This window comes from Serpentinimonas barnesii, from assembly GCF_000696225.1.
Taxonomy (GTDB): domain Bacteria; phylum Pseudomonadota; class Gammaproteobacteria; order Burkholderiales; family Burkholderiaceae_C; genus Serpentinimonas; species Serpentinimonas barnesii.
Genome location: NZ_BAWN01000021.1, coordinates 91,343 through 118,295, shown reverse-complemented (window position 1 = coordinate 118,295; position 26,953 = coordinate 91,343). Strand labels below are relative to the sequence as shown.

The following is a 26,953-nucleotide window of genomic DNA, read 5'->3' as shown; positions in this document are numbered from 1 at the left end:
TTACCCTGATTTTTGTGGCATTTTTAGTGCGCTGCCAGGTCCCTTGCGTGCGGGAAAATCCTAGGGTATTCCATTAATTTGATCGATGATCGTTCGTCGATGTTTGTTGGTCGATCGAGCGGTGCGGGGTGGATCTTCTTGGGCCATGCGGCTTCGCATAGAGTACCCTACAGGACTTGGGGCAAGCCATTGCGTGGGTGCCGGCAGGTCTCGCAAGCCGTGTCCGTTGTCGGTTTTTTTCGTACCAACTTCTCAGGAGACAGTCATCATGACCCTAGACAAACGCCAATTCATGGGCGCTTCGCTCGCCGCGCTGGCCAGCGCCTCGATGAGCAAGCTCGCTCTGGCTCAAGCGCCTTTCCCGACGCGCGACATCAACGGCGTCATCCAGTTTGGCGCCGGTGGCGGCACCGACATCAGCATGCGCGGCTATGCGCCGCACGCCGAACGCCTGCTCGGGCGCAACATCGTGCTGTCCAACCGCCCGGGCGCGGCGGGTGCACTGGCGGCCAATTTCGTGCGCCAGCAGCCCGCTGATGGCTACACCCTGCTCATGGGGGCCGAGCCGCAGTCGCTGTTTCGCGTCATGGGCGTGGCCGATTTTGACTACAACGAGTTTTTCCCGGTCAACATCGCCGCCATGGCCAACACCATCTTGCTGGTGACGCGCCCCGACGCGCCGTGGAACACCATGCAAGACATTCTGAGCTTCGTGCAGGCCAACCCGCGCCGGGTGCGCCAGTACCTGTCCGGGGTGGGCACGGTGCCCTTTACCGTCAACCTGATGATCTCGACGCTGACGCGCTTCGAAACCCTGATGGTGCCTTTCGACGGCGACGGCCCGGCCATTGCCGCGCTGCAAGGGGGGCATATTGACATCGGTTTCCTCACCTCGGCGGCCGCCATCGAGCACGTGCGCGCTGGCCGGCTCAAGGCCTTGGGGGTGCTGAGCGACCAGCCCTTCCAGGGCATTGCCCCCATGACCAATGCGCCTTCGCTGGCGCGCTTGCCGCGCTTTTTGCCTTGGGGCGCCTGGTTTGGCGTGTTTGTGCGGCGCGAGGTGCCCGATGCCGCCAAGGCGCGGCTGGTGGCGGCTTTCCGTGAAGCCGGCAACAACCCCGAGTACCGGCGCATGATGGAAGGGCGTGGCAACACCATGCTCAACCTAGGCGGCGACGAGGCGCAGCGCTTCATCAACCGCTGGGTCTCGACCACGGCTTGGCTCTACCAAGACGCCGGTCAGGCCCGTGTGAACCCAGAAACACTGGGCATTCCGCGGCCCCGCTAAAGCCTTATTTGAAGCGGGCGCGCAGCGGTTGCGCGCCCTTTTTATTTTCGTAGCAGGTGCTGCCATGTCGGAACCCAAACCCAGGCTCGTAGGCGAAGTCTTTTTTGTGCTGCTGCTGCTGGCCGTGAGTCTGTTTTTGTTGTGGTCGGCCTACACCATATCGGGCTTTGAGTCGTTTGCGTCGGCGGGGGCGGTGCCCATGGCCGCTGCGGGCCTGATGGCGGTTTGTGCCTTGGCGATTCTGGTGCAGACGCTGCGCCGCCCGCCCGACACGACCGAGGCCAGCACCTTGCGCCGGCTGATGGTGCAAGTCACCCCGCCGGCCTTGCTGGTGATGCTGGTGCTGATCGTGCTGTACGTGGTGCTGCTGGAGCAGATCGGGTTTTTGTTGGTCTCTTTTTTGTTTTTGCTGGCGTCGATGTTCGTGCTCGGCAGCTACCGCTGGGTTATGAACCTGGTGGTCAGTGTGGGTACGCTGGGTGTGATCTACATCGTGTTTGAAGAGTTGTTTTCGGTCGTGCTGCCGGCCGGTTTGCTGTGGCAAGGGGTGTTTCAGTGATGGAAATTTTGACCCCATTTTTTGCCTCCTGGATCGACCCATGGCTGCTGCTGCTGGCCGCCATCGGCACCTTTGCCGGCATTTACATCGGCGCCATTCCGGGCTTGTCGGTCACCATGGCGGTGTCGATCTTGGTCTCCTTTACCTTCAAGTGGCCGATTCAGGATGCGCTGGTGCTGATTTCCGGCATCTTTTTGGGCGGCGTCTATGGCGGCTCGCGCAGCGCCATTTTGCTCAATATCCCTGGCGCACCGGCGGCGGTGGCCACCACCCTCGACGGCTACCCGCTGGCCAAAATGGGTCTGGCTGGGCAGGTGATCGGCCTGTCCACCGTGATGTCGGTGATTGGCGGCTTTGTCGGCATTGCGGTGTTGGCCGTCGCGGCGCCGATGGTCTCTGAGCTGGCCCTGATGTTCAGCCCGCGCGACTACCTTCTGCTGGCCGTGATGGGCCTGCTGCTGGTGGGCGGGCTCACGGGCGACTCGATGGCCAAGGGGGTTTTTGCCGCTGCCCTCGGGGTCTTGATCTCGACCGTGGGGCTGGACCCGCTCACGGCCGAGGCGCGCCTGACCTTCGATTCGCTGCAACTGTCGGCCGGCATCAACTTCATTGCCGCCATGATCGGGCTCTTTGGCGTGGCCGAGGTGCTGGCGCAGATGCACTATCTGCACGTCAAGGCGGTCAAGCAAAACGTGAGCAAAATCGTTCCATCGTGGGCGCTGGTCAAGCAGCACCTGCCGCTTTCCATGCGTTCCTCCGCAATTGGGGTGGGCATTGGGGCGCTGCCGGGTGCAGGCGGTGACATTGCGGCCCTGATGGCCTACGACCACGCACGGCGCTCGACCAAGAACCCCTCGCGCCCCTTTGGCCAAGGCGCTTACGAAGGGGTGGTGGCGCCCGAGAGCGCCAACAACGCCTCGGTGGGTGGGGCCTACATTCCCATGATGACGCTGGGCATACCGGGCGACGCCGTGACGGCGGTGATCATCGGCGCCATGTTCATCCACGGCCTGCGCCCCGGCCCGCTGCTGATGACCGAAACCCCGGATTTGTTCTGGTTCATCGTCGGCTCGCTGGTGCTGGCCAACATCTTCCTGCTCATCTTTGGCCTGACCGGCATCCGCATTTTTGCCAAGGTGGTCGAAACCCCCAAAGCCTTTTTGCTGCCGGTGATCCTGATCCTGTCGGCCGTCGGGGCCTACGCCATCAACAACAACCCGGTCGATGTCTATTGGATGCTGGGCTTTGGCGTGCTCGGCTATCTGATGAAGATTTACGGCTTTCCGGTGGCGCCGATCATCTTGGGGATCGTGCTCGGGCCCTTGCTTGAGCGCAGTTACCGCCAGTCGATCCTGATGACGGGCGAAGACCCGGTGCTGTTCTTCACCGAGTTCTTCACCTCGCCGATTTCCGTCATCTTGCTGCTGGCCCTGGGCTTTAGCCTGCTGGTGAGCACGCCGTGGTGGAAGCGCTGGCGCAGCCGGGGCAAGTAGGCGGCGACTGTAGGGGTGTGGGTGGCTAGGGGCGGACCAAGGGTGCGCAACACGGCATGGCCAAGGGTAAAATGAAAGGTTTTAAGTTTTACCCCTGCTCACCATGGCCGACCACACGCCCCTGCCCGCCGACGAAAACCACCTGATCGCCGAGCGGCGCGCCAAGCTGCAGGCGCTGCGCCAAGCGCAGGCGGCGGGTGGGCCGGTGGCCTTCCCGAACGACATCAAGCCGCAGCAGCGCGCCGAAGGCTTGCACGCCGAGTACGGCGGCCTGAGCAAAGAGATGCTGGAGCCGCTGCAGGTGCGCGCCAGCGTGGCCGGGCGCATGATGCTCAAGCGCGTGATGGGCAAGGCCAGCTTTGCCACGCTGCAAGACGCCTCCTTTGGCCCCTCCGAGGGCCGCATCCAGATCTACCTCAACGACGCCAGCGTGGGGCCTGAGCTGCACGGCGCCTTCAAACACTGGGACCTGGGCGACATCGTGGCCGCCGAGGGGGTGCTGTTCAAGACCAAAACCGGCGAACTCACGGTGCTGGTCGATAGGCTGCGGCTGGTCACCAAAAGCCTGCGCCCGCTGCCCGACAAGTTTCACGGCGTGCACGACCAGGAGCTCAAGTACCGCCAGCGCTATGTGGACCTGATGACCGACGCCCAGGCGCGGCGCCGCTTTCTGGCGCGCAGCCTGGCCGTGACCAGCTTGCGCGAGTTCATGGTGGCGCACGAATTTTTGGAAGTCGAAACCCCGATGCTGCACCCGATACCGGGCGGGGCCAATGCGCGGCCGTTCGTCACGCACCACAACGCGCTGGAGCAGCAGATGTACCTGCGCATCGCGCCCGAGCTTTACCTCAAGCGGCTGCTGGTGGGCGGTTTCGAGCGCGTGTTCGAAATCAACCGCAACTTCCGCAACGAAGGCATCAGCGTGCGCCACAACCCCGAGTTCACCATGATGGAGTTCTACGCGGGCTACTGGAACCACCTCGACCTGATGGTGTTTACCGAGCAGATGATCCGCCACGTGGCGCAGCGCGTCTGCGGCGGCACCCGGCTCAGCTACCAGGGCCGCGATGTGGACTTGCAAGCGCCATTCGAGCGCCTGACCATCCGCGAAGCCATCCTCAAGCACACCGAAGCCGGGCCACGGGTCGATGAGCCCGAGTGGCTGATCGCGCAACTGCAAAAGCTCGGGCTTGACCCGGTGAAAGAGCGCTTGCCCACGCGCAGCTTGGCCGCCTTGCAGGTGCTGTATTTCGAGGAAACGGTGGAGCACCGGCTCTGGAACCCGACCTTCATTTGCAACCACCCGACCGAGATCTCGCCGCTGGCGCGTGCCTCCGACGCCGACCCGTCCATCACCGAGCGCTTCGAGCTCTACATCAGCGGGCGCGAAGTGGCCAACGGCTTTAGCGAGCTCAACGACGCCGAAGACCAGGCCGCGCGCTTTGCCGCCCAAGTGGACCACAAAGACAGCGGCGACGACGAAGCCATGTACTTCGATGCCGACTTTGTGCGCGCGCTCGAATACGGCATGCCGCCCGCGGGCGGCTGCGGCATCGGCATCGACCGGCTGCTGATGCTGCTCACCGACAGCCCCAGCATCCGCGATGTGATTTTGTTCCCGGCGCTGCGCCGCGAGGGCTGAACCGGGCCGGGCAAATCAGGCCGATGTTTGGCTAAGCGCCAAGCGCATTTTCTTGAGCGCCGCGCTTTCGATTTGCCGAATGCGCTCGGCGCTCACGCCGTATTCGGCCGCAAGCTGGTGCAGCGTCATGCCGCCGCTGCCGTCGTCGTTCACCGCCAGCCAGCGCTCGCTCACGATGCGGCGCGCGCGCTCGTCGAGCTGCTCCAGCGCCTGCTGCACGCCCACGCTGGCCATGTGCTCGCGCTGGCGCGCCTGCAGCAGCGCGGTGGGCTCTTGGCTGCTGTCGGCCAAGTAGGCGATCGGGCCATAGGCCTCCTCGCCGTCGTCGCCGGGGCTGGGGTCCAGCACCACATCGCCACCGGCGAGCCGGGTCTGCATCTCCAGCACGTCTTCGCGCCGCACATTGAGCTCGCGCGCCATGCGCTCCACCTCAAGTTCGCTCAACTGCTCGCGGTGCGTGTCGGAGTCGGGCGCGTCGGCCTTGAAGGCCTGCTTCATGCTGCGCAGATTGAAAAACAGCTTGCGCTGCGCCTTGGTGGTGGCCACGCGCACCATGCGCCAGTTTTTTAGGATGTAGTCGTGGATTTCGGCCTTGATCCAGTGCAGCGCGTAGCTCACCAAGCGCACCCCTTGCTGCGGGTCGAAGCGCTTGACGGCCTTCATCAGCCCGATGTTGCCCTCTTGGATCAGGTCGGCGTGCGGCAGGCCGTAGCCCAGGTATTGGCGCGAGACCGAGACCACCAGCCGCAGGTGCGACATCACCAGCCGGCCAGCGGCTTCGAGGTCGTTGTGCTGTTGCAGGCGCTCGGCGTAGTCGCGCTCCTCTTCGGGGGTGAGCAGCGGCAGCCGGTTGACGGCGCTGATGTAGGCGTCCAAGTTGCCCAGCGGCGGCAGCACCAAGGCGGACGCGCCGCTCCAGCCCACCGGGGCCGAGGGGGCAAACTGAAAAGAGGGCAAAGGGGCAAGCGCGGTGGTGCTCATGGGTACCTCCTCACAAAGCATGATTCATTGCCACTATATTAGCACTCTGTGGGCTTGAGTGCCAAGACGGTGGCCAAAGGCGCGGCGGCGAGGCAGGCGCTCACCGGGCAGGCACGGCCCGCACCAGCGCGAGCGGTTTTCAAGTCGGCGACGCGGTGGCGTGGCGCGCCGAGCGGCGTTGCGCCATTTCACGGCCCATGCCGGCCCGGTCGTAGGCTTGTAGGCGCTTATGGGCTTCTGGGTAGGCCAGCGATTCTTCGAGCAGCAGGTGATCGAGGTAGAGCGCCTCGAACACCTCCAGCGCGTGCTGCAATTCGGCGCTATCGAACCACTGGTTGCCCGCGCTCATGGCGGCCACGGCAGGCTCAATGTGCAGCCAGTTTTCTTCCAGCCAGCCGTGGTCTTGGCGCAGGCGACGCGCGGCAGCCACCAGCGCTTCGTCGCTGCTGGCCGCCAGCACCGGGAAGATGTGGTTTTCTTCGTCGAGGTGGTGCTGACGCGCTTCGCCGTTAAAAAAATCCAGCACTTGGCGCGCTTGCTTGCGACCCGACGCGTCGAGGTCGCCGACTTGGCTTGCCTCCACGACCGCGCGCAGCAGCACCAAGTGGCGTTGCAACTGGCGGTGCGTCTCATCCAGAAAATCAAACAGATCGATTTGGGTGCGAGGGGAAATCATGGTGCGCGTCCTCCGAAGGTCTGGCTTTGGATTATTCTACGCAAAGCGTTGGGCCATTTGATGCAGCGCAACCAAGCCCGGTTTAGGCTGCAGTGCCTATGGGCAGTCGAAATTTGAAACCGCAGGAGTGATGCACATGTTTGACGTTCAATGGGCGACCGTGCGCGCAGCCGTGGCGCCCAAGGCGGCTGCGGCAGGATGCATGCGTGGGCTAACCCGCTTGCGGTGGCCCGGGGCGGTGGTGGGGCTCTGCTTGGGTGTGTGGGCCCTGCTGCTGGGCAGTGCCACCGCCCAAGCCAGCCAAGTGCGCACCGAGGTGCTGGCGCAGGGGCTGGAGCACCCGTGGGCGCTGGCCTTTATCGACGGCGGCCAGATGCTGGTGACCGAACGCGCCGGGCGCTTGCGCGTGGTGCAGGCCGATGGCCGCGTGAGCGCGCCGCTGGCGGGCTTGCCCGAGATCGACGAAGGCGGGCAGGGCGGTTTGCTCGACCTCATCACCGACAGCGCCTTTGCCAGCAACCGCACCATTTATTTTTGCTTTTCTGAACCTGCACCCGCGGGCGGCGGCAACTCCACCGCGCTGGCCAGCGCGCGCCTGGCGGCCGACGCGCGCCGCATCGAGCAGGTGCGCGTGATTTTTCGCCAAAGCCCCAAGGTGGGCAGCCGGCACCATTTTGGCTGCCGCATCGTCGAGGCGCCCGATGGGCACCTGTTCCTGACGCTAGGCGACCGTTTCAGCCGCATGGACGACGCGCAAACGCTGGACAACCACCACGGCAAGGTGGTGCGCGTGGCCAAAGACGGCGCGGCGCCGCGCGACAACCCGCTGGTCGGCCGCGCCGGGGCCTTGCCCGAGATCTGGAGCTGGGGCCACCGCAACCCCCAAGGCGCGGCCTGGGGCCCGGACGGTCAGCTCTGGATCCACGACCATGGCCCGCGCGGCGGCGACGAGATCAACCGCGTGCTGCCCGGGCGCAACTACGGCTGGCCGGTGATCACGCACGGGGTCAACTACATCGGCACCCGCATCGGCGAGGGCATCACCGAACGCGCCGGCATGGAGCAGCCGCTGCTGCACTGGACGCCCTCCATCGCCCCGTCGGGCATGGCGTTTTTGCGCAGCCAGCGCTACGGGCCGCAGTGGCAGGGCAATTTGTTCGTGGGTGCGCTGCGCGGCCAGCACCTGCTGCGCCTGCAGCTCGAAGGCGCGCGCGTGGTGGGTCAGCAGCGCCTGCTCGAAGGCCTGCAGCAGCGCATTCGCGATGTGCGCGAAGGCCCCGACGGCCTGCTCTATGTGCTCACCGACGAGCGCAACGGCCAGTTGCTGCGCCTGCTGCCGCCTTAATGCCCGTGCCGCGCCTTTGCTGGGACAATCGGGCCTCCGAGCCCATTCAGCCCCGCACCCCATGAACCCCGATTCGTCTTCTGTCGAACACCTGCAGGCCCTGTTTGCCCTGCAGCGCGCCGCCTTCGAGCGCGCCCCCATGCCCACCTTGCAGCAGCGTCTGGCCGGCCTGCACGCGCTGCGCAGCGCCCTCGTGCGGCATCAAGAGGCGCTGATTGCGGCCGTGAACGCCGATTTTTCGGCCCGTTCGCGCCACGAAACCCTGCTGGCCGAAATCCTCACCACCTTGCAAGGCATTGCGCACACGGCGCGCCACTTGCGCGGCTGGATGAAGCCGCAGCGGCGCGGCGTAAACGTGCTGTTTGCGCCGGCCAGCAACCGGGTCTATTTTCAGCCGCTCGGCGTGGTGGGGGTGATGGTGCCGTGGAACTACCCCATCCAGCTCGCCTTGCTGCCGCTGGTGGGGGCGCTGGCGGCGGGCAATCGGGTCGTGCTCAAGCTCTCGGAGTTCACCCCGGCCACCAACCAGGCCCTGCGCACCTTGCTGGCCGAGGCCTTTGAGGACGACACGGTGGCGGTGGTGGAAGGCGCGCTGGACATTTCCAGCGCCTTTGCCCAGCAACCTTGGGACCACCTGCTGTTCACCGGCTCCACCGCTGTGGGCAAGATCGTGATGGCGGCGGCGGCGCGCCACCTGACGCCGGTCACGCTGGAGCTGGGTGGCAAGTCCCCCGCGCTCGTGGCCCCGGATGCCGATCTGGCCGTGGCCGCGCGCCGCATTGCCTTTGGCAAGCTGCTCAACGCCGGCCAAACCTGCATCGCGCCCGACTACGTGCTGCTGCCCGCCGGGCAGGAGCAAGCCTTTGCGCGAGCCATGCAAGCCGCGGTGGCGCAGCTCTACCCCACTTTGCGCGACAACCCCGATTACAGCGCCATCGTCAACGAGCGCCAGCACCAGCGCCTGCAAGCCTGGCTGGAGCAGGCGCGCGCCGGCGGGGCCGAGGTGATCGCCTGCAACCCGGCCGGTGAATCGTTCGAGGGCACGCGCAAAATGCCGCTGCACCTGCTGCTCGGGGTGCCCGAGGGGGCCACCGTGCTGGAAGAAGAAATCTTTGGCCCGCTGCTGCCGGTGCTGGGCTACACCAGCCTAGAGGAGGCCATGGCGCAGATCCGGCGCGGCCCGCGCCCGCTGGCGCTGTACCTGTTTAGCCACGACCGCCGGGTGCAGCAGCAGGTGCTGGAGCGCACCCACAGCGGCGGCGTGACCATCAACGACACCCTCATGCACGTGGCGCAAGACGAGCTGCCTTTTGGCGGCGTGGGCGCCTCCGGCATGGGGCAGTACCACGGCCACGAGGGCTTCCTCACCTTCTCCAAGGCCAAGGGCGTGCACGCCAAGGGGCGCTTCAACAGCGGCGAGCTGGTCTATCCGCCCTACGCGCCTGCGGGCGGCGGCTGGCTGCTGCGGCAGTTGCTGCGCAGGTTCATCCGCTGACGGCGTGGTTGGTGGCGCGGGCGTTGGCGTTGCTGCGCGCCTTCTCCGCCGTGCCAAGGGTTTTGTGCCCGCTGGGCCAGTGCACGATCTCCAGCCGCCCGTCGTGGTGCTCGACCAGCGCCGTCAGGCTCTCGACCCAGTCGCCGTCGTTGCAGTACAAGATGCCGTCGATGTCGCGGATTTCGGCGTGGTGGATGTGGCCGCAGATCACGCCGTCGAAGCCGCGTTTGCGCGCCTCGTGGGCCACGGCGCGCTCGAACTGCTGAATGTATTTGACCGCGCCCTTGACGCTGTACTTCAAATACTGCGACAACGACCAGTACGGCAGCCCCAGCCGCGCGCGCAGCGAGTTGAAGCGCGTATTCAGGCGCAGCGCCAGCTCGTACAGGTTGTCGGCCAGGTAGGCCAGCCACTTGGCGTACTGGATCACGCCGTCGAAGTGGTCGCCATGGATGACCCACAGCTTTTTGCCGTCGGCCGTCAGGTGCAGGGCGTCTTCCACCACCTCCACGCCGCCAAACTGGTGGCCGATGAAATGGCGCGCAAACTCGTCGTGGTTGCCCGGCACGTAAATCACCTTGCAGCCCTTGCGGGCGCGGCGCAGAATTTTTTGCACCACGTCGTTGTGGCTCTGCGGCCAGAACCACTTGCGGCGCAACTGCCAGCCGTCGATGATGTCGCCCACCAGATACAGCTTCTCGCTCGGGTGCGCCTTCAAAAAAGCCAGCAGCGCCTTGGCCTGGCAGCCCGCCGTGCCCAGATGGATATCAGAGATGAACACCGTGCGCAAGCGCCGCCCCGAGGCATGCAGCGCGTCGTCGCCGTCGCCGTCGTCGTCGGTGGAACGCGGGTCGTCCGGTGCAGCCGCAGCCGGAGCCGTGGCCACCCCGGCCGCCAACAGCCCTTGCAGGTGGGTGTCGGGGGCAAAGCCGCTGCGCATCAGGCCCCCAGCCAGTGCTTGCGGTAGCGCGGTGGTAGGTCGGCTAGGCGCATCATCATGGGCAGATCGGCGGAATTGAAGTCTGGGTCCCAAGCTGGCGGACCCAGCACCTTGGTGCCCAGGCGCAGGTAGCCTTTGATGAGCGCCGGCGGTTCGACTTGCAGCGAGGCATCAAGCTGCTCGATCGGCAGCGGCAGGCGCGGGCGCACATGAAATTCGACCGAAGCCAGGTGCTTGGCGCTCAACTGGCGCCAGATGCTGGCTGCGGCGTGGCCGCCGCCGGACTCGGGGTTCATGGGGATGCTGGCGCAGCCGATCATGGTGTGCAGGCGGTTGCGCGTCATGAACTCGGCCAGCGCGCCCCACAGCGCCAAAATCACGCCGCCGTGGCGGTGCTGCGGGTGCACGCAACTGCGGCCCAGCTCCACCATCTGCTCGCGCAGCAGGCGCAGCCGCGTCAGGTCGAATTCGGTCTCGCTGTAAAAACCGCCCACGCGCTGGGCTTGGGTGGGGGTGAGCACGCGGTAGGTGCCGATCACCTGCTCGCTGGCGGCGTCGCGCACCAGCAGGTGTTCGCAAAAATCGTCGAACAAATCGATGTCGTGGCCGGGTAGGGTCTGCGGCAGGCGGGCGCCCATTTCTTCGGCAAAAACCAGGTAGCGCAAGCGCTGCGCGGCGCGCACCTCGTCGGTGTGGCGGGCCCAGCCCACGCTGATGGGGGCAGGCAGGCAAGCCGCAGAGCGCGGCGCCACCGGCTGTAGGCCAAGCCCCTGGGGCTGACGCAGTTTTTCCAGCACAGACAAATCGGTCATGGGTGTAGCTCCTTCGTGGCTCGATTTTTCGCTCGCTGTGTGTCCCCCCAATGGCAGTCGCATGAATAAATCGTGACAAGCGCACAAAATCAGAATCCATCAATCTTTCATTGGCTTACAGCAGCGCCGGTGCGCTGCCTAAGCGGCATCGCACGGCGCAACCGACGGGATGTAGCGCTTAAAGTTTGGCGGCGCAGCGCGCTTAGGCGCTGCCCGGGCCCGTGCTGACCATTTGCAGCCACAAGGCCTCGGTTTGCTGCACGATCTGGCCCCAGTCGAGGGCCTTGGCCCGTTCGCGCGCCGCCAGCCGCAAGGCCTGCACGCGCTCGGGCTGCGCCGCCAGTTGCCGCGCCTGTTCGATGAAAACGGCCGTGTCGCCAAAGGGAACCAGCACGCCGTTGTGGCCCGAATCGATCAGCTCGGCCGGGGCGGCGTAGCGGTAGGCCAGCACCGCCAGTCCGCTGGCCATGGCCTCGGGGATGACGTTGCCATAGGTTTCGGTCTGGCTGGGGAACAAGAACACGTCGGCGCTGGCATAGTGGGTGGCCAGTTCCTCGCCGGTTTGCATGCCGCACAGCAGCGCCGCCGGGGCCAGCGCCTGCAACTGGCCGCGCGCCGGCCCGTCGCCCACCACCACCAATTTGCAAGCGGGCTGGGCCTGCTGCATGGCCGCATGGGCCTGCGCCAGCAAGACCAGGTTTTTTTCGGGGGCCAAGCGGCTCACGAACAGGGCCACGCAGTCGCGCTCGCCCACGCCCCACTGGGCGCGCAAGGCCGCGCTGCGTTTGGCCGGATGAAAGCGCTGCGTCTCGACGCCGCGCCCGATCACCAGCAGGCGCTCAAAACCCAGCGCTTGCAGTTGCGCTTGCAGTTCGGTGGTGGGCACCAGGGTGCAGTCGGCAGAGTTGTGGAACTTGCGCAAATAGGCCGCAATCGGCTTTTGCAGCCAGCCCACGCCGTAGTGGCGGCTGTAGGCGTGAAAGTTGGTGTGAAAGTCGGTGCTGACCGGCAGCTTGAGCTTGCGCGCCGCCTGCAGCGCCGACCAGCCCAGCGGCCCCTCGGTGGCAATGTGCACCAAGTCGGGCCGACGCAGCGACCACAGCCGCAGCAGGGCGCTCTTGGCGGGCAGCCCAAAGCGGATCTGGGGGTAGTTGGGAATTGGCAGGCTGCGCATCAGCACCTGCTCCAGGCCCGTTTGTGCAGCAGGTTGTTCAGATCGGGCTTGGCGTGGGCGCACCACTTGCAGGTCGTGCTGGCGCGCTTGCAAGCCCAGCACCAGCCGCTCCATGGTCAGCGCCACGCCGTTGATTTCGGGCGGGTAGGTTTCGCTCACCAGCGCCACCCGCAACGAGCGCGGGGTGCGCGGAAAGTCGTCGATCAGAAGCGGGAAGGGGTCCAGGGCGTTCATGCCTCCCATGATCGAACGCCTGCATAACATCGGCGTGACAAATTCATGAAGAAGCTGTGAAGGGTTGGCTACGGGTTTGCGACAAGTGCGGCAAAGCAAGTGTCATGCTAGAGTCATCAGATTGCCATATTGGGCTGGCAGAATTCGAAGAACAAGCCGGTCGTTGGGATCGGCTGCGTTCATACCGTCCTTGTTACAGGAGCACATCCGCATGGCCTTCAAAAAAAACCTGCTGGCGCTGACGCTGGCCTTTGCCGCGGCCTCCAGCGCCGTGGTTGCGCAAGCGCAGGCACCTGCAGCAGCACCGGCGCGCACCGAAATCCAGATGTGGATGGGCCTGACCGGCCCCAACGGCGAGTTGTTAAGCCGCTTTGGTGAAGACTTCAACCGCAGCCAGACCGAGTACCGCGTGGTGGTCTCGTTCCGTGGCCAGTACCCCGAGCAGCGCGCCGCTGCCATGGCCGCTTTCCGCGCCGGCAACCCGCCCCACATCATGCAGATGTTCGACGCCGGTTCGGGCGACATGGTCCAGTCGCGTGGCGCCATCATTCCGGTTTCCGAGGTGTTCCAGCGCGCTGGCATTGCCTTCAATCCGGCCGACTTCATCCCGCCGGCGCGTGGCTACTACGGCCTGCCCAACGGCAACCTGCTCTCGATGCCCTTCAACGTCTCGACTGCGGTGCTGTTCTACAACCAAGACGCCTTCCGCCGCGCCGGCCTTGACCCGAACCGGCCACCGCGCACCTGGCCCGAAATGATCGCTGCCGCCAACCAGATTCGCAGCAGCGGCGCCGCCGAATGCGGCTTCACCACCACCTGGCTGGCCTGGATCATGCTGGAGCAGTTCAACGCCCGCCACAACCAGCAGATCGGCACGCTTGACAACGGCCGCGCCGGTGCAGGCGCCAGCCTGACGGTCAACAACCCGCTCAACCAGCGCATGATCCAGACCCTGGTGGACTTGCAAGCCACACGCGCCTTCTCCTACGGCGGGCGCTCGAATGACGCAGCGGCCAAGTTCATCAGCGGCCAGTGCGCCATGCTGTTGCAGTCCTCCGGCGGTTTGGCCGCGATCCAGCGCGACGGCCGCTTCCAGCTCGCCACCGCCCAGTTGCCGCATTGGCCCGATGTGCAGGGCGCACCCTTTGCCACCACCATCGGCGGCGCCTCGCTGTGGGTGTTCAACGCCCCCAACCGCAGCGCCAACGAGCTGCGCGGCGTGGCCATGTTCCTCGACTTCCTGCGCTCCGACCGCGTGATGACCGAATGGGCGCGCACCACCGGCTTCCTGCCCGCCACCAACAGCTCCTTCCGCGCCATGCAGCAGGCGGGGTTCTTCACCCAGAACCCGGGCCGCGACGTGCCCATCCTCTCGCTCATCGAAGCGCGCCAAGGCCAGTTCACCCAAGGCTACCGCTTTGGCCGCTGGACCGAGATCCGCGACATCTACCACGAAGAAGTCGAGCGCGCGCTGCAAGGCCGCCAGACCGCCGCCCAGGCGCTGATGAACTTCGAGCGCCGTGGCAACGCCCAACTGCGCGCCTTTGAGCGCTCGGTCAACTAATAGCCCTTTCCGGGTTGCCACCTGATAACCCGCCTCCTTTACGGAGGCGGGTTTGCTTATGCAAAGAAAAGTCATATTTCCCAACCGCTGGTTGCCCTACGCCTTGCTGGCCCCGCAACTGGTCGTCACGCTGATCTTCTTTATCTGGCCCAGCCTGCAGGCGCTGTTGATGGCCTTTCAGGAGCAGGACCCCTTCGGCCTGTCGGTGCGTTTTGTCGGGTTCGACAACTTTCACACCGTGCTCACCGATCCGGCCTATTACGAGTCGCTCTGGCGCACGCTGCTGTTTGCCAGCGCCGTGACGCTGCTGGCCATGGTGCCCGCGCTGCTGCTGGCCTTGGCCGCCGACGCCCTGCTGCGCGCGCGCGCCACCTACACCACCGCGCTCATGATTCCCTACGCCATTGCGCCGGCCATCGCCGGGGTGCTGTGGTTGTTCATGTTCAACCCGGCCATCGGCGTGGTGGCCTACTGGGTGCAGGCGCTGGGGGTGGACTGGAACCCCACGCTCGACGGCAGCGACGCCATGCTGCTGGTCATCCTGGCCTCGGCTTGGAAGCAGGTGGCCTACAACTTCTTGTTCTTTTTGGCCGGTTTGCAGTCGATTCCAAAATCGCTGCTGGAGGCCGCCGCCATCGACGGCGCCGGGCCGTGGCGGCGCTTTCGCACCATCGTGTTCCCGCTGCTCTCGCCCACCACCTTCTTTTTGCTCGTGGTCGGCCTCGTGTATGCCTTTTTCGACACCTTTGGCGTGATCCACGCCGTCACGCAGGGCGGCCCGGCGGCGGCCACCGAAACACTGGTCTATAAGGTCTATACCGACGGCATGATCGCGCTCGACCTCGGCGGTTCGGCGGCGCAGTCGGTGCTGCTCATGCTCATGGTGATCGGCCTGACGCTGCTGCAGTTTCGCTTCCTTGAGCGCCGGGTGCACTACTCCTAAAAGCCGAGCATGAACCACAGCCCCTCGCACGCTATGCCGGGCCAGTTTCTGGCCCATGCCGTGATCTGGATCGGCTTGGCCATCACGGCCTTGCCGCTCTACATCGCTTTCGTGGCCTCCACCCTCAGCAACCCCGAAATCGCCCAAGCCCCCATGCCCATGCTGCCCGGCGACCAGGCTTGGGAGAACTACAGCCGCGTGCTGATCGAGGGCATGCAGGGCAATTTCCTCTCGCCGCCGGTGTGGGTGATGTTGCTCAACAGCCTGATCATGGCGCTGGTGATCGCGGTCGGCAAGATCGCGGTCTCGCTCATTTCTGCCTACGCCGTGGTGTTTTTCCGCTTCCCTGGGCGCACCTTTTGCTTCTGGCTGATTTTTATCACGCTCATGCTGCCGGTGGAGGTGCGCATTTTGCCCACCTACGAAGTTGTCACCAATCTGGGCCTGCTCAACACCTACGCCGGCCTGACGCTGCCTCTGATCGCCTCGGCTACCGCCACCTTGCTGCTGCGCCAGTTCTTCCTCACCCTGCCCGACGAGCTGGTAGAGGCGGCCAAGATGGACGGCGCCGGGCCGCTGCGCTTTTTCTGGGACGTGGTGCTGCCGCTCACGCGCACCCAGCTCGCGGCCCTGTTTGTGATCATGTTCGTTTATGGCTGGAACCAGTACCTGTGGCCGCTGCTCATCGTCACCGACCAAAACCTCGACACCATCGTGGTCGGCATCGCCAAGCAGATCGGCAGCGGCGACGCCGCCACCGACTGGAACGTGGTCATGGCCACCACCTTGATGGCGCTGCTGCCGCCCGCGCTGGTGGTGCTGCTGATGCAGAAGTGGTTCGTCAAAGGGCTGGTGGACAGCGAAAAATAACCTTAAAAATGCAATTCATATGGCTGCGCTGACCCTCAAACAAGTCAAAAAAACCTACGGCATCGGTCCCACGGCGGTGCCCGTGATCCATGGCGTCGATGCCCAGATTGCCGACGGCGAGTTTGTCGTCATCGTCGGCCCCTCGGGCTGCGGCAAGAGCACGCTGCTGCGCATGGTGGCCGGGCTGGAGTCGATCACCGCAGGCGAGATCGCCATTGGCCCGCGCGTGGTCAACCAGGTGGAGCCGGCCCAGCGCGACATCGCCATGGTGTTCCAGAACTACGCCCTCTATCCGCACATGAGCGTGTTCGACAACATGTCGTATGGCTTGCGCATCCGCGGCCTGCCCGCAGCCGAGATCCGCCAGCGTGTGGACCAGGCGGCGCGCATACTGGAGCTCTCGCACCTGCTGGAGCGCAAACCCGGCCACCTCTCGGGCGGGCAGCGCCAGCGCGTGGCCATGGGGCGCGCCATCGTGCGCCAGCCGCAGGTGTTTTTGTTCGACGAACCGCTCTCCAACCTCGACGCCAAGCTGCGCGCCCAAACCCGGCTCGAAATCCAGAAGCTGCACCGCGAGCTCGGCATCACCTCGCTGTTCGTGACGCACGACCAGGTCGAGGCCATGACGCTGGCGCAGCGCATGATGGTGATGAACGCGGGCCGGGTGGAGCAAATGGGCACCCCGACCGAGGTTTATGAAAACCCGGCCAGCCTGTTTGTGGCCGGTTTCATGGGGGCGCCGCCCATGAACCTGCTGCGCCATGCCAGCGGGGTGCGTCCCGGCACGGTGCTGGGGATACGCCCCGAGCATTTGCAGATCGGTGAGCAGGGCTGGGACACAGTGGTCGATTCGGTCGAGCTGCTCGGGGCCGAGCGCCTGATCCACGCCCGCTTGGGCGAGGAGTTGCTCACCATCCGCGTCTCGGCGCAGCGCGCCATCCCCGACCTGGGCCAAGCGCTGCGCGTGCAACCGCAGCCCGGGTTCATCATGACATTCGACGCCGACACCGGGTTGCGCCGCACTTGAAGCTGCATTTGCAACCGCACCAGCCCAAGCCATGAACCCCACCCCCGCCACTCCCGCTTGGCCCTACCCGTTCTGGATCGCGCACCGCGGCGCGGGCAAGGAGCGGCCCGAAAACACGCTGATTGCTTTCGAGCACGGCAGCGCCTGCGGCTATGCCATGTTTGAGTGCGACGTCAAGCTCAGCGCCGACGGCGTGCCCTTTTTGCTGCACGACGACACGCTGGACCGCACCACCAGAGGCCGCGGCCCAGCCGATGCACTGGCTTGGGCCGAACTGGCGCAGCTCGACGCCGGTGGCTGGCACTCAGACGCCTGCGCGGGCGAACCGCTGCCCACGCTGGCCACCATCGCTTCCTATTGCCAGCAACAGGGCGCGGCGCTCAACATCGAAATCAAGCCCATGCCGGGCCAAGACGCCGCCACCGGGCACGCTGTGGCGCTGGCGGCGCGCCAGCTCTGGCAGGGCCAGGCTGTGCCGCCATTGCTTAGCTCCTTCCAGCCCGCCGCCCTGCAAGCGGCGCAGCAGGCCGCGCCCGAGTTGCCGCGCGCGCTGCTGCTCGAAACCCCTTGGGCGGGTTGGGCCACTGTGGCGGCCGAGTTGCAGTGCGTGGCCATCGTGTTCCAGCAGCGCCGGCTCGACGCCGATCTGATGCAGCAGGCGCGCGCCCAAGGCTGGCGCGTGCTGTGCTACACCGCCAACAGCGCTGCCGACGTGCAGCGCCTGCGCGCGCTGGGGGTCGATGGCATCATCACCGACGCCATGGGCTGGGCCACGGCGGCGCCTTGAGGGGCAGTGAGCGCATTGGCGTATCATCGATGCGCATGAGCTTGCTGGCACTCGATGTAGGAAACACCCGCCTAAAGTGGGCGCTGTACGAGCGCCCTGCCATGGGTGCGCGCATGGTCGCGCACGGGGTGCAGTTTCTGGAAAACATCGACAAGCTCACCGAAGGCGATTGGATCAACCTGCGCCCGCCGCGCATGGTGCTGGGCAGCGTGGTGGCCTCCGACGCCATCAAGCGCCGGGTCGAGGCGCAACTCGAAATCTGGGACGCCGCCCCCGAGTGGGTGGTGGCGAGCGCCGCCGAAGCCGGCTTGGTCAACGGCTACGACCACCCGGCGCGCCTAGGGGCCGATCGCTGGGTGGCCATGATCGGTGCTCGCCAGCGCCTGCTGGCGCGCCAGCAACGGCAGCCCTGCGTGGTGGTGATGGTCGGCACGGCGGTCACGGTCGAGGCCATCGATGCCGAAGGGCATTTTTTGGGCGGCTGCATCTTGCCCGGGCACGGCATCATGCTGCGCGCGCTCGAATCCGGCACCGCCGGTCTGCACGTGCCCACCGGCGTGGTGCGGCCCTTTCCCACCAACACCAGCGACGCCCTCACCAGCGGCGGCACCTTTGCCATCGCCGGGGCGGTGCAGCGCATGGTCGATCAGTTGCGCCAGCACAGCGGCCAAGAGCCGGTCTGCCTGATGACCGGTGGCGCGGCTTGGAAAATGGCCCCCAGCATGACGGTGCCCTTCGAGCTGGTGGATACGCTCATTTTTGATGGCCTATTGGCCATCGCGCATCACCGGCTGGCCGAGCGCGCCAGCCAGCGTTTGGCCAACTCCACCCAATAGCTGCCGCCGAGCGGAATCAGCGCGTCGTTGAAGTCGTAGCGCGGGTTGTGCAGGGTGCAGGGCCCCACGTCGTGGCTGCCGGCAAGGCCGCCGCCGGCGTCGTGTTGGCCCCGGTGCGCGCCGTCGCCGTTGCCTATGAAGGCATAGGCGCCGGGTTTGGCTTGCAGCATGTAGGCAAAATCTTCGGCGCCCATGGTGGGCTCTTGGTCCAGCACCTGATCGGCGCCCACCAGGTCTTGCATCACGCTGCGGGCAAAAGCCGCTTCGTCTGGGTTGTTGACGGTGGGCGGGTAGTTGCGGTGGAACTCGAAATCGGTGCGCGCGCCAAAAGCCGCTGCGGTGTGGGTGCAGAGCTCGCGCATGCGGCGCTCGATCAGGTCCAGCACCTCGAGGCTGAAGGTGCGCACCGTGCCCTGCAGCACGCAGTGGTCCGGGATCACGTTGGTGGCCTCGCCGGCATTGATCATGGTCACGCTGATCACCCCGGCCTGCACCGGTTTGAGGTTGCGTGCCACGATGCTCTGAAAACCCTGCACCAACTGGCACGCCAGCAGCACCGGGTCGGTGCCCAAGTGCGGCATGGCGGCGTGGCAACCCTTGCCGTGCACGGTGATCTTGAATTCGTTGGACGAGGCCATCACCGGCCCCGGGCTCAGCGCCAGCGTGCCCACCGGCAAGCCGGGCCAGTTGTGCAGCCCAAACACCGCCTGCACCGGGAAGCGCTCAAACAGTCCGTCGGCGATCATCTCGCGTGCGCCGCCGCCACCTTCTTCGGCTGGCTGAAAGATGAACACCACCGTGCCCTCGAAGTCGGGCTCGGCCGCCAGGCACTGGGCCGCGGCCAGCAGCATGGCGGTGTGGCCGTCGTGCCCGCAGGCGTGCATCTTGCCCGGGTACACGCTGGTGTGGGCAAAGGTGTTGAGCTCGGTCATGGGCAGCGCGTCGAGGTCGGCGCGCAGGCCCACGGCGCGGCCACAAGCCCCGCCATCGCGCCCATGCAGCACCCCCACCACGCCAGTGCGCCCCAAACCGCGGTGCACCGCGATGCCCCACTGCTGCAGGCAGTCGGCCACCACGTCGGCGCTGCGGTGCTCGGCAAAACACAGCTCGGGGTGGGCGTGCAGATCCCGGCGCAAGGCGCTCAGTTCTGCTGCGCGGGCAAGTATGTAGGGGTGGAGTTTGCTCATGGCCTGCCTTCGGGCTTTACACAATGGGCCTATGGTAGCCAATCCGAACCCACCGTGCCGCCGCCGTGTTGCTCGGCCTTCGTGCCGCAGTGTCGCGCTTGCCATGGCGGCGCAGGGCTTGGGTGCCTGCCCTAGGCTGCGGGGTTTATTCCAAGCTCTCGATCAGCTCGATGTAGCGCTGCTTGGCCTCTTCAGGGTCGGTGCCCTTGAGCGCTGCCCAAGCGTCCCATTTGGCGCGGCCCACCAGATCGGCAAAGCCGGGCTTGACGGTGCCGTTGTCGCCCTCGCTGCCCTGCTTGTAGAGCGCGTAGAGCTTGAGCAAAGTGGCGTTGTCGGGCCGTTGCGTCAGCTCTTTGCTGGCGGCTACGGCGGCTTCGAAGGCGGATTGCAGGGAGGTGTTCATGCCCTTAATAGTACGACCGTTCGTGCTTTTTGTCAACGCGGTGGGGACAAAAAACCGGGCTCCATGGGCCAAGGTCGCAGCCCCGTGGCCGGGCCAAATCGGGCCGTCAAATCCAAGCCATGAAGCGCTTGGCGCGGGGGGCTTTGCCGCTATGATTTGCCGCTACATCTTATCGTTGAAAGTACCATGTCCATCCTCGTCACCGGCGGCGCCGGCTTCATCGGCAGCAACTTCGTGCTCGACTGGTTGGCCCAGACAGATGAGCCGGTCATCAACCTCGATCTGCTCACCTACGCCGGCAACCTAGAAAACCTCGCCAGCCTGGAAGGCGATGCGCGGCACCGCTTCGTGCACGGCAGCATAGCCGATCGGGCCTTGGTGCAGCGCCTGCTGGCCGAGCACCGGCCGCGCGCGGTGCTCAACTTCGCCGCCGAAAGCCATGTAGATCGCTCCCTGCACGGCCCCGGTGCCTTCATCCAGACCAATGTGCTGGGCACCTACGAACTTCTCGAAGCCGTGCGCGGCCACTGGGCGGCGCTGCCCGCTTCCGAACGGGCAGCATTTCGCTTCCTGCACGTCAGCACCGACGAAGTCTATGGCAGCCTAAAGCCCGGCGCGCCCGCCTTCACCGAGCAGCACCCCTACCAGCCCAACAGCCCCTACAGCGCCAGCAAAGCCGCCAGCGACCACCTGGTGCGCGCCTGGCACCACAGCTACGGCCTGCCGGTGCTCACCACCAACTGCTCCAACAACTACGGCCCCTACCACTTCCCCGAAAAGCTGATCCCGCTGATGATCGTCAACGCACTGGCCGGCAAGCCGCTGCCCGTGTACGGCGATGGGCAGCAAATCCGCGACTGGCTCTATGTGCAGGATCATTGCAGCGCCATCCGCCGCGTGCTGGCAGCCGGGCAAGTGGGCGAGGTCTATAACGTGGGCGGCTGGAACGAAAAACCCAACCTCGACATCGTGCACACCGTGTGCGCCCTGCTCGACGAGCTGCGCCCGCGTGCCGACGGCCACAGCTACAAGGCGCAAATCACCCACGTGCAAGACCGCCCCGGCCACGACCGCCGCTACGCCATCGACGCCAGCAAAATCGAGCGCGAACTCGGCTGGCGGCCGGCCGAAACCTTCGAGAGCGGCATCCGCAAAACCGTGCAGTGGTATCTGGCGCACCCCGATTGGGTGGCGCATGTGCAAAGCGGCAGCTACCGCGAGTGGCTCAGCCAGCACTACGGGGATGGGGCCACAGCCGGTGCCACGCCAGCCACCGCAGCCACGCCAGCCACAGCCATGCAAGCACAAGGGTCCACATGAGCCACACCACACCGCGCATTTTGCTGCTGGGCAAAAACGGCCAAGTGGGTTGGGAGCTGCAACGCAGCCTGGCCCCGCTGGGCGAGCTGATCGCGCTCGATCGCCACCCCAGCCCCGACCCCTGCAACCCCCACGCCCCGCCCCTGTGCGGCGACCTAGCCGACCTAGCCGGCTTGGCGCGCACGGTGCAGCAACTGCGCCCACAGGTGATCGTCAACGCCGCCGCCTACACCGCAGTGGACAAAGCCGAGAGCGAGCCCGCGCTGGCGCAGCGCATCAACGCCGACGCGCCGGGCCTGCTGGCGCAACTGGCGCACCAGAGCGGGGCCTGGCTGCTGCACTACAGCACCGATTACGTGTTCAACGGCAGCGGTCACCGGCCCTGGCACGAGGGCGACCCAGTTGGCCCGCTCAACGCCTATGGCCACAGCAAGCTGGCGGGGGAGGCGGCCATTGTCGCGGCCGGGCGCCAGCATCTGATTTTTCGCACCAGTTGGGTCTATGCCGCGCGCGGCGGCAACTTTGCCAAGACCATGCTGCGGCTGGCGCAGCAGCGCGAGCACCTGAGCGTGGTCGATGACCAGTACGGTGCCCCCACCGGCGCCGAGCTGATTGCCGACGTGAGCGCGCACGCCCTGGCCCAGGTGCTGCGCGGCGCCGCCGAGCCCGGCACCTACCACCTCGCCGCCGCCGGCGAAACCACCTGGCACGGCTACGCCCGCCACGTGATCGAGCGCGCGCGCCAAATGCAGCCGGCGCTGGACTGGCGCGTGCAAGCCATAGCCGCCGTGCCCAGCAGCGCCTTCCCCAGCCCGGCGCAGCGCCCACACAACTCGCGCCTGGCTTGCAGCCTGCTGCAAAGCACCTTTGGCCTGCGCCTGCCGCCGTGGCAGCACGGGGTGGAGCGCATGCTGGCCGAGCTTCCAACCCAACCCACACCCACCCCATGACCTCACGCAAAGGCCTGCTCCTCGCCGGCGGTTCCGGCACCCGGCTGCACCCGGCCACCCTGGCCATCAGCAAGCAGTTGCTGCCGGTCTATGACAAACCCATGGTCTACTACCCCTTGAGCACGCTGATGCTGGCGGGTATCCGAGACGTGCTCGTCATCAGCACCCCGCAAGACACACCGCGCTTTGCCCAACTGCTGGGCGACGGCTCGCAGTGGGGCATGAGCCTGCACTACGCCGTGCAGCCCAGCCCCGACGGGCTGGCGCAGGCCTTCCTGATCGGCGAAGGCTTCATCGGCAAGGCCCACAGCGCGCTGGTGCTGGGCGACAACATCTACCACGGGCACGATCTGCAGCCGCTGCTGCGCGCCGCCGATGCCCAGCCCCAGGGCGCCACCGTCTTTGCCTACCATGTGCACGACCCGCAGCGCTACGGCGTGGTCGAGTTCGACGCGCAAGGCCGCGCCGTCAGCATCGAAGAAAAGCCGGCCCAGCCCAAAAGCCGCTTTGCCGTCACCGGCCTGTATTTTTACGATTCGCAAGTGGTCGAAATCGCCAAGGCGGTGCGCCCGAGCGCACGCGGCGAGCTCGAAATCACCGCCGTCAACCAGGCCTACTTGGAGCTTGGCCAGCTCAATGTGCAGACCATGGGGCGCGGCTACGCCTGGCTCGATACCGGCACCCACGACAGCCTGCTCGAAGCCAGCCACTTCATCGCCACGCTGGAGCGCCGCCAAGGCCTGAAAATCGCCTGCCCCGAAGAAATCGCTTGGCGCAACGGCTGGATCGACTCGGCCCAGCTCCAGCGCCTCGCTGCCCCCTTGCAAAAAAGCGGCTACGGCCAATACCTGCTCGGCCTGCTGGGCTAAAACCGCCCGCCCAAAGCCAAGCAGCCCGCAGCCCGCCCCAGCCCCAAGCCAGCCAGCAAAAGCCCCATGCCTTACACCGTCACCCCCACCGCCTTGCCCGGCGTGCTCGTGCTCACCCCCAAGGTATTTGGCGACGCGCGCGGCTTTTTTTACGAGAGCTTCAACCAGCTCGACTTCGAAGCCGCCACCGGCCTCGCCGGCTTGCAGTTTGTGCAAGACAACCACAGCCGCTCCGCCCAAGGCGTGCTGCGCGGCCTGCACTATCAAATGCCACCCAAGGCCCAGGGCAAGCTGGTGCGCGTCAGCCACGGTGCCGTGTTCGACGTGGTGGTCGATATGCGCCGCAGCTCGCCCACCTTCGGGCGCTGGGAGGGGGTGGAGCTGTCGGCCAGCAACTGCCGCCAACTCTGGGTGCCGCCCGGCTTTGCGCACGGCTTTCTTACCCTAAGCGAGTCGGCCGAGTTCCTCTACAAAACCACCGACTACTACAGCCCCGCGCACGAGCGCTGCCTGCTCTGGAACGACCCGGCGCTGGGCATAGTCTGGCCGTTGGCCCAGGCCGGGGTGGCGCAGCCCCTGCTGGCCGCCAAAGACGCCGCCGCCCCGCTGCTGGCGCAGGCGGATGGCTTTGCCTGAGGGCCGGCGGCAGCGCGCTTACTTCAAACCCGCCAGCTCGCGCAGCACCTGCACCTTGTCGGTGCGCTCCCAAGTGAACTCGGGCTCGTCGCGGCCGAAGTGGCCGTAGGCGGCGGTTTTGGTGTAGATGGGGCGCAGCAGGTCCAGCATCTGGATGATGCCGCGCGGGCGCAGGTCAAACACCTCGCCGATGATGTGGGCCAGCTTGTCGTCCGGCAGCACGCCGGTGCCTTCGGTATAGACGGTTACGTTCATGGGCCGCGCCACCCCGATGGCGTAGGCCACTTGGATTTGGCACTGGCGCGCCAGCCCGGCGGCGACGATGTTTTTGGCCACGTAGCGCGCGGCGTAGGCGGCCGAGCGATCGACCTTGGTTGGGTCCTTGCCGCTGAAGGCGCCGCCGCCGTGCGGGCAGGCGCCGCCGTAGGTGTCCACAATGATCTTGCGCCCGGTCAGGCCGCAGTCACCTTGCGGGCCGCCGATCACGAAGCGCCCGGTCGGGTTGATCAGGTAGCGCGTGTTTTGCAGCCACTCGCGCGGCAGCACCGGCTTGATGATCTCTTCTACGCAGGCTTCGACGAAGGCGGGCAGCATGTGCTTGCCGTCGCTCATCTCGGGCGCGTGCTGGCTCGAGAGCACGATGGTGTCGATGCTGTGCGGGCGGCCATCGACGTAGCGCATGGTGACTTGGCTTTTGGCGTCGGGGCGCAAAAAGGGCAGGCGGCCGTCTTTGCGCAGTTGCGCTTGGCGCTCGACAATGCGGTGCGCGTAGTAGATCGGGGCCGGCATGAGCTCGGGCGTTTCGTCGCAGGCGTAGCCAAACATCAGGCCCTGGTCGCCAGCGCCGGTGTTGAGGTAGTCGTCGCTGGCGTGATCCACGCCCTGGGCGATGTCGTTGCTCTGCTTGTCGTAGCAGACCATGACGGCGCAGCCCTTGTAGTCGATGCCGTACTCGGTGTTGTCGTAGCCGATGCGGCGGATGGTGTCGCGCGCCACCTGGATGTAATCCACATGCGCGTTGGTGGTGATCTCACCGGCCAGCACCACCAGACCGGTGTTGCACAGCGTCTCGGCGGCCACGCGTGAGCGCGAGTCTTGCTCAAAAATGGCGTCGAGGATGGCGTCCGAGATTTGGTCGGCGACCTTGTCGGGGTGGCCTTCGGAGACCGATTCGGAAGTAAAGAGAAAGTCGTTTGACATTTGTTGCCTACACTCCAAGGGTTGAGCTAAGGGCGTTTCGCCCGGCGCTTGGAGTGCTGCGGCGAACGCTTTAGCAGGATTTATGAATCGCCCGCAAGTTGTTCAGTAACTCGGCGATGGAACGGCATTGTAATCTGAAGATGTTGACCTTTTTTAAGCTCATGGGGCGGCTGCCGCTGCCGCTGCTGCATGCTCTGGGCTGGGGCCTGGGCTGGCTGATTTGGCTGCTGGGCGCCACCTACCGCCGGCGCTGGCGCGAGCACACGGCGCAGGCGCAACTCGGGCCGAGGGCGCGCTGGGCCTCGGTGGGCGCGGCCGGGCAGCAAATGGCCGAGCTGGCGCGCATCTGGTTTGGCGCGCCGGTGCCGCTGCGCTGGGACGGGGCCGAGCACATCGAGGCGGTGTTGCGCCAGCGCCACGGGCTGTTGTTTTTAACCCCGCACCTGGGCTGCTTCGAGCTCACGGCGCAGGCCTATGCGCAGCGTTTTGGTTCGCAGGCGCTAGCCGACGGCTCCCCGGCCCAGCCGCTGACGGCGCTCTACCGCCCTCCGCGTGTGGCCGCGCTGCACCCGGTGCTGCAAGCGGCGCGCCAGCGCCCCGGCCTGCGCACGGCGCCCACCGATCTGAGCGGCGTGCGTCTGTTGCTCAAGGCGCTCAAACAAGGGCAGGCGGTGGGCCTGCTGCCCGACCAGGTGCCGCCCGCTGGCATGGGGGTGTGGGCGCCTTTTTTTGGCCGCAGCGCCTACACCATGACGCTGGCGGCGCGGCTGGCGCAGGTGCCGGGCACCCAGGTGCTGCTGATCTGGGCGGAACGGCTCAGTTGGGGCCGGGGTTACGTGGTGCGCGTGCGCCCATGGCTGGATCTGGTGGATGCGCCGCTGGCGCCCGAGCCGCTGGCCGCCGCAGCGCAGATCAACCAAGCCATGCAGGCGGTGATTGGGCACTGCCCAGCCCAGTACCTGTGGGGCTATGCGCGCTACAAAGGGCCGCGTGGGGAGGGTGCGGGGGGCGGCTCGGCGGGCTCGGCGGCCTCCGGTGCAGCGGCCTCCGGTACAGCCTCCTCGGGGTAGGCCCAGCGGCGCAGGGTCAGCGCCACGTCCTCTATGCCCTGGCGCTTGAGCGCCGAAAACAGCAGCGCCGTGCCGCCGGCGCTGTTCAGGCGCGCAATTGAGAGCGCCTTCTGGGCCTCTTGGCGGTTGAGCTTGTCGGCCTTGGTCAGCAGCAGCAAAAAGTGCAGCCCCTGTTGCACCCGGGGCCGGATCAGCTCCAGCAGCGCGTCATCGAGATCGGTCAGCCCTAGGCGCGGGTCGCACAGCAGCACCACCCCGCGCAGGTTGGGGCGGCTCACTAGGTAGTTGGCCATCACCTCTTGCCAGCGCCGCTTGGCTTGCTGTGGCACCGCCGCGTAGCCGTAGCCGGGCAGGTCGGCCAAGATGGCGTCGGTCTGGCCCTGGCGGCCGAGCGCAAACAGGTTGATGCTCTGCGTGCGCCCCGGGGTTTTGGAGGCAAAGGCCAGGCGTTTTTGCTGCGTCAGGGTGTTGATGCAGGTGGATTTGCCGGCGTTGGAGCGGCCCACGAAGGCGATTTCGGGCAGGTCGTGGTCAGGCAAATGCTGCAGCTGCGGCGCTTCGGTCAAGAAGCGGGCGGTGTGCAGCCAGGCCATGGCGGCCTGAGCGGGGTCGGTGGATTCGGTCAAAGAGTGGGCCCCGGGGTTATTTGGTC

General features: G+C 66.1%; 26 protein-coding genes. 17 read left to right on the top strand and 9 right to left on the bottom strand.

Features of this window, described 5'->3' with window-relative positions:
• Positions 1–268 precede the first annotated feature (268 nt).
• The 4 genes from SRAH_RS07420 to lysS all read left to right on the top strand — a co-directional run bounded on the left by SRAH_RS07420 (position 269) and on the right by lysS (position 4,982).
• Positions 269–1,288 (top strand): tripartite tricarboxylate transporter substrate binding protein, encoded by a 1,020-nt coding sequence (locus SRAH_RS07420; RefSeq protein WP_052369128.1) that lies wholly within the window; start codon positions 269–271, stop codon positions 1,286–1,288.
• A gap of 64 nt (positions 1,289–1,352) precedes the next feature.
• Complete coding sequence (locus SRAH_RS07415) at positions 1,353–1,847, top strand: tripartite tricarboxylate transporter TctB family protein (RefSeq protein ID WP_029462716.1); 495 nt, start codon at positions 1,353–1,355, stop codon at positions 1,845–1,847.
• 8 nt (positions 1,848–1,855) lie between these two features.
• Entirely contained in the window at positions 1,856–3,340 is a 1,485-nt protein-coding gene (locus tag SRAH_RS07410; protein ID WP_197537863.1) for a tripartite tricarboxylate transporter permease, read from the top strand.
• A 103-nt stretch (positions 3,341–3,443) separates the two neighbouring features.
• Positions 3,444–4,982, top strand: a complete 1,539-nt coding sequence (gene lysS, locus SRAH_RS07405) for a lysine--tRNA ligase (RefSeq protein ID WP_029462714.1) — start codon at positions 3,444–3,446, stop codon at positions 4,980–4,982.
• A 15-nt stretch (positions 4,983–4,997) separates the two neighbouring features.
• Here the strand turns inward: lysS and rpoH are convergent, their stop codons facing one another.
• Both rpoH and SRAH_RS07395 read right to left on the bottom strand, forming a co-directional pair.
• On the bottom strand, positions 4,998–5,963 hold the full coding sequence (gene rpoH, locus SRAH_RS07400; protein WP_045476609.1) for an RNA polymerase sigma factor RpoH: 966 nt from the start codon (positions 5,961–5,963) through the stop codon (positions 4,998–5,000).
• Positions 5,964–6,102: 139 nt separating this feature from the next.
• Positions 6,103–6,639, bottom strand: coding sequence for a hemerythrin domain-containing protein (locus SRAH_RS07395; RefSeq protein WP_052369127.1), 537 nt, complete (start codon positions 6,637–6,639; stop codon positions 6,103–6,105).
• Between the two features lie 202 nt (positions 6,640–6,841).
• Here SRAH_RS07395 and SRAH_RS07390 point away from each other — a divergent pair, with 202 nt between their 5' ends.
• Together SRAH_RS07390 and SRAH_RS07385 are read left to right on the top strand one after the other, a co-directional pair.
• Complete coding sequence (locus tag SRAH_RS07390; protein WP_082210122.1) at positions 6,842–7,984, top strand: PQQ-dependent sugar dehydrogenase; 1,143 nt, start codon at positions 6,842–6,844, stop codon at positions 7,982–7,984.
• 61 nt (positions 7,985–8,045) lie between these two features.
• Positions 8,046–9,479: a coniferyl aldehyde dehydrogenase gene (locus tag SRAH_RS07385; protein WP_029462710.1), complete on the top strand. Its 1,434-nt coding sequence runs from the start codon at positions 8,046–8,048 to the stop codon at positions 9,477–9,479.
• Here the strand turns inward: SRAH_RS07385 and SRAH_RS07380 are convergent.
• The 3 genes from SRAH_RS07380 to SRAH_RS07365 form a co-directional block, all read right to left on the bottom strand.
• A complete protein-coding gene (locus SRAH_RS07380) occupies positions 9,469–10,419 on the bottom strand; it encodes a UDP-2,3-diacylglucosamine diphosphatase (protein ID WP_082210115.1) in 951 nt (316 codons plus the stop codon). The genes SRAH_RS07385 and SRAH_RS07380 overlap by 11 nt on opposite strands.
• Complete coding sequence (locus SRAH_RS07375) at positions 10,419–11,231, bottom strand: GNAT family N-acetyltransferase (protein WP_029462708.1); 813 nt, start codon at positions 11,229–11,231, stop codon at positions 10,419–10,421. Before SRAH_RS07375 ends, SRAH_RS07380 begins: the two co-directional genes overlap by 1 nt.
• A gap of 202 nt (positions 11,232–11,433) precedes the next feature.
• A complete protein-coding gene (locus SRAH_RS07365; RefSeq protein WP_045476606.1) occupies positions 11,434–12,639 on the bottom strand; it encodes a glycosyltransferase family 4 protein in 1,206 nt (401 codons plus the stop codon).
• A 211-nt stretch (positions 12,640–12,850) separates the two neighbouring features.
• On the opposite strand from SRAH_RS07365, the gene SRAH_RS07360 reads away from it, so the two are divergent.
• From SRAH_RS07360 to SRAH_RS07335, 6 genes are read left to right on the top strand one after another with little or no spacing between them, the layout of a single operon-like run.
• Positions 12,851–14,203, top strand: a complete 1,353-nt coding sequence (locus tag SRAH_RS07360; RefSeq protein WP_029462706.1) for an extracellular solute-binding protein — start codon at positions 12,851–12,853, stop codon at positions 14,201–14,203.
• Positions 14,204–14,261: 58 nt separating this feature from the next.
• Positions 14,262–15,146 carry a sn-glycerol-3-phosphate ABC transporter permease UgpA gene (gene ugpA, locus SRAH_RS07355; RefSeq protein ID WP_029462705.1) on the top strand — a complete coding sequence of 295 codons (885 nt, stop codon included), beginning with the start codon at positions 14,262–14,264 and terminating at the stop codon, positions 15,144–15,146.
• A gap of 9 nt (positions 15,147–15,155) precedes the next feature.
• On the top strand, positions 15,156–16,016 hold the full coding sequence (ugpE, locus tag SRAH_RS07350; RefSeq protein ID WP_232841005.1) for a sn-glycerol-3-phosphate ABC transporter permease UgpE: 861 nt from the start codon (positions 15,156–15,158) through the stop codon (positions 16,014–16,016).
• A 19-nt stretch (positions 16,017–16,035) separates the two neighbouring features.
• Positions 16,036–17,043, top strand: a complete 1,008-nt coding sequence (ugpC, locus tag SRAH_RS07345) for a sn-glycerol-3-phosphate ABC transporter ATP-binding protein UgpC (RefSeq protein ID WP_029462703.1) — start codon at positions 16,036–16,038, stop codon at positions 17,041–17,043.
• Positions 17,044–17,074: 31 nt separating this feature from the next.
• The gene (gene ugpQ, locus SRAH_RS07340) at positions 17,075–17,830 is read left to right on the top strand and encodes a glycerophosphodiester phosphodiesterase (protein WP_029462702.1); all 756 of its coding nucleotides are present in this window, start codon (positions 17,075–17,077) and stop codon (positions 17,828–17,830) included.
• Between the two features lie 35 nt (positions 17,831–17,865).
• Positions 17,866–18,666, top strand: coding sequence for a type III pantothenate kinase (locus tag SRAH_RS07335; RefSeq protein WP_045476640.1), 801 nt, complete (start codon positions 17,866–17,868; stop codon positions 18,664–18,666).
• Here SRAH_RS07335 and SRAH_RS07330 read toward each other — a convergent pair.
• Positions 18,615–19,853, bottom strand: coding sequence for a M20 aminoacylase family protein (locus tag SRAH_RS07330; protein WP_029462700.1), 1,239 nt, complete (start codon positions 19,851–19,853; stop codon positions 18,615–18,617). The two genes, SRAH_RS07335 and SRAH_RS07330, sit on opposite strands and share 52 nt — an antisense overlap.
• A 145-nt stretch (positions 19,854–19,998) precedes the next feature.
• Positions 19,999–20,256: an acyl-CoA-binding protein gene (locus SRAH_RS07325; protein WP_029462699.1), complete on the bottom strand. Its 258-nt coding sequence runs from the start codon at positions 20,254–20,256 to the stop codon at positions 19,999–20,001.
• 186 nt (positions 20,257–20,442) lie between these two features.
• Here SRAH_RS07325 and rfbB point away from each other — a divergent pair, with 186 nt between their 5' ends.
• The 4 genes from rfbB (at position 20,443) to rfbC (ending at position 24,031) form a co-directional block, all read left to right on the top strand.
• Positions 20,443–21,576, top strand: coding sequence for a dTDP-glucose 4,6-dehydratase (gene rfbB, locus SRAH_RS07320; protein WP_082210114.1), 1,134 nt, complete (start codon positions 20,443–20,445; stop codon positions 21,574–21,576).
• Positions 21,573–22,526 (top strand): dTDP-4-dehydrorhamnose reductase, encoded by a 954-nt coding sequence (gene rfbD, locus SRAH_RS07315; RefSeq protein WP_029462697.1) that lies wholly within the window; start codon positions 21,573–21,575, stop codon positions 22,524–22,526. The genes rfbB and rfbD overlap by 4 nt, the downstream gene beginning before the upstream one ends.
• A complete protein-coding gene (rfbA, locus tag SRAH_RS07310; RefSeq protein ID WP_029462696.1) occupies positions 22,523–23,395 on the top strand; it encodes a glucose-1-phosphate thymidylyltransferase RfbA in 873 nt (290 codons plus the stop codon). Before rfbD ends, rfbA begins: the two co-directional genes overlap by 4 nt.
• 66 nt (positions 23,396–23,461) lie before the next feature.
• On the top strand, positions 23,462–24,031 hold the full coding sequence (gene rfbC / locus SRAH_RS07305) for a dTDP-4-dehydrorhamnose 3,5-epimerase (protein WP_029462695.1): 570 nt from the start codon (positions 23,462–23,464) through the stop codon (positions 24,029–24,031).
• An 18-nt stretch (positions 24,032–24,049) separates the two neighbouring features.
• Here the strand turns inward: rfbC and metK are convergent, their stop codons facing one another.
• Positions 24,050–25,231: a methionine adenosyltransferase gene (metK, locus tag SRAH_RS07300; protein ID WP_029462694.1), complete on the bottom strand. Its 1,182-nt coding sequence runs from the start codon at positions 25,229–25,231 to the stop codon at positions 24,050–24,052.
• Positions 25,232–25,371: 140 nt separating this feature from the next.
• Between metK and SRAH_RS07295 the strand changes: the two genes are divergently transcribed.
• Complete coding sequence (locus SRAH_RS07295; protein WP_045476600.1) at positions 25,372–26,301, top strand: lysophospholipid acyltransferase family protein; 930 nt, start codon at positions 25,372–25,374, stop codon at positions 26,299–26,301.
• Here the strand turns inward: SRAH_RS07295 and yihA are convergent.
• Complete coding sequence (yihA, locus tag SRAH_RS07290; RefSeq protein WP_045476636.1) at positions 26,208–26,894, bottom strand: ribosome biogenesis GTP-binding protein YihA/YsxC; 687 nt, start codon at positions 26,892–26,894, stop codon at positions 26,208–26,210. The two genes, SRAH_RS07295 and yihA, sit on opposite strands and share 94 nt — an antisense overlap.
• Positions 26,895–26,953: the final 59 nt, after the last annotated feature.

Excerpts from the sequence above, each read along its gene's own strand:
- rfbD (WP_029462697.1), top strand. The coding sequence starts at position 21,573 with ATGAGCCACACCACACCGCGCATTTTGCTGCTGGGCAAAAACGGCCAA.
- SRAH_RS07380 (WP_082210115.1), bottom strand. The coding sequence starts at position 10,419 with ATGCGCAGCGGCTTTGCCCCCGACACCCACCTGCAAGGGCTGTTGGCG.
- SRAH_RS07330 (WP_029462700.1), bottom strand. The coding sequence starts at position 19,853 with ATGAGCAAACTCCACCCCTACATACTTGCCCGCGCAGCAGAACTGAGC.
- SRAH_RS07415 (WP_029462716.1), top strand. The coding sequence starts at position 1,353 with ATGTCGGAACCCAAACCCAGGCTCGTAGGCGAAGTCTTTTTTGTGCTG.
- rfbB (WP_082210114.1), top strand. The coding sequence starts at position 20,443 with ATGTCCATCCTCGTCACCGGCGGCGCCGGCTTCATCGGCAGCAACTTC.
- SRAH_RS07335 (WP_045476640.1), top strand. The coding sequence starts at position 17,866 with ATGAGCTTGCTGGCACTCGATGTAGGAAACACCCGCCTAAAGTGGGCG.
- ugpE (WP_232841005.1), top strand. The coding sequence starts at position 15,156 with ATGAACCACAGCCCCTCGCACGCTATGCCGGGCCAGTTTCTGGCCCAT.
- SRAH_RS07395 (WP_052369127.1), bottom strand. The coding sequence starts at position 6,639 with ATGATTTCCCCTCGCACCCAAATCGATCTGTTTGATTTTCTGGATGAG.
- rpoH (WP_045476609.1), bottom strand. The coding sequence starts at position 5,963 with ATGAGCACCACCGCGCTTGCCCCTTTGCCCTCTTTTCAGTTTGCCCCC.
- SRAH_RS07375 (WP_029462708.1), bottom strand. The coding sequence starts at position 11,231 with ATGACCGATTTGTCTGTGCTGGAAAAACTGCGTCAGCCCCAGGGGCTT.
- SRAH_RS07295 (WP_045476600.1), top strand. The coding sequence starts at position 25,372 with ATGTTGACCTTTTTTAAGCTCATGGGGCGGCTGCCGCTGCCGCTGCTG.
- lysS (WP_029462714.1), top strand. The coding sequence starts at position 3,444 with ATGGCCGACCACACGCCCCTGCCCGCCGACGAAAACCACCTGATCGCC.
- SRAH_RS07325 (WP_029462699.1), bottom strand. The coding sequence starts at position 20,256 with ATGAACACCTCCCTGCAATCCGCCTTCGAAGCCGCCGTAGCCGCCAGC.
- SRAH_RS07420 (WP_052369128.1), top strand. The coding sequence starts at position 269 with ATGACCCTAGACAAACGCCAATTCATGGGCGCTTCGCTCGCCGCGCTG.
- yihA (WP_045476636.1), bottom strand. The coding sequence starts at position 26,894 with ATGGCCTGGCTGCACACCGCCCGCTTCTTGACCGAAGCGCCGCAGCTG.
- rfbC (WP_029462695.1), top strand. The coding sequence starts at position 23,462 with ATGCCTTACACCGTCACCCCCACCGCCTTGCCCGGCGTGCTCGTGCTC.
- metK (WP_029462694.1), bottom strand. The coding sequence starts at position 25,231 with ATGTCAAACGACTTTCTCTTTACTTCCGAATCGGTCTCCGAAGGCCAC.
- ugpQ (WP_029462702.1), top strand. The coding sequence starts at position 17,075 with ATGAACCCCACCCCCGCCACTCCCGCTTGGCCCTACCCGTTCTGGATC.
- SRAH_RS07365 (WP_045476606.1), bottom strand. The coding sequence starts at position 12,639 with ATGAACGCCCTGGACCCCTTCCCGCTTCTGATCGACGACTTTCCGCGC.
- rfbA (WP_029462696.1), top strand. The coding sequence starts at position 22,523 with ATGACCTCACGCAAAGGCCTGCTCCTCGCCGGCGGTTCCGGCACCCGG.
- SRAH_RS07360 (WP_029462706.1), top strand. The coding sequence starts at position 12,851 with ATGGCCTTCAAAAAAAACCTGCTGGCGCTGACGCTGGCCTTTGCCGCG.
- SRAH_RS07385 (WP_029462710.1), top strand. The coding sequence starts at position 8,046 with ATGAACCCCGATTCGTCTTCTGTCGAACACCTGCAGGCCCTGTTTGCC.
- ugpA (WP_029462705.1), top strand. The coding sequence starts at position 14,262 with ATGCAAAGAAAAGTCATATTTCCCAACCGCTGGTTGCCCTACGCCTTG.
- SRAH_RS07390 (WP_082210122.1), top strand. The coding sequence starts at position 6,842 with ATGCGTGGGCTAACCCGCTTGCGGTGGCCCGGGGCGGTGGTGGGGCTC.
- ugpC (WP_029462703.1), top strand. The coding sequence starts at position 16,036 with ATGGCTGCGCTGACCCTCAAACAAGTCAAAAAAACCTACGGCATCGGT.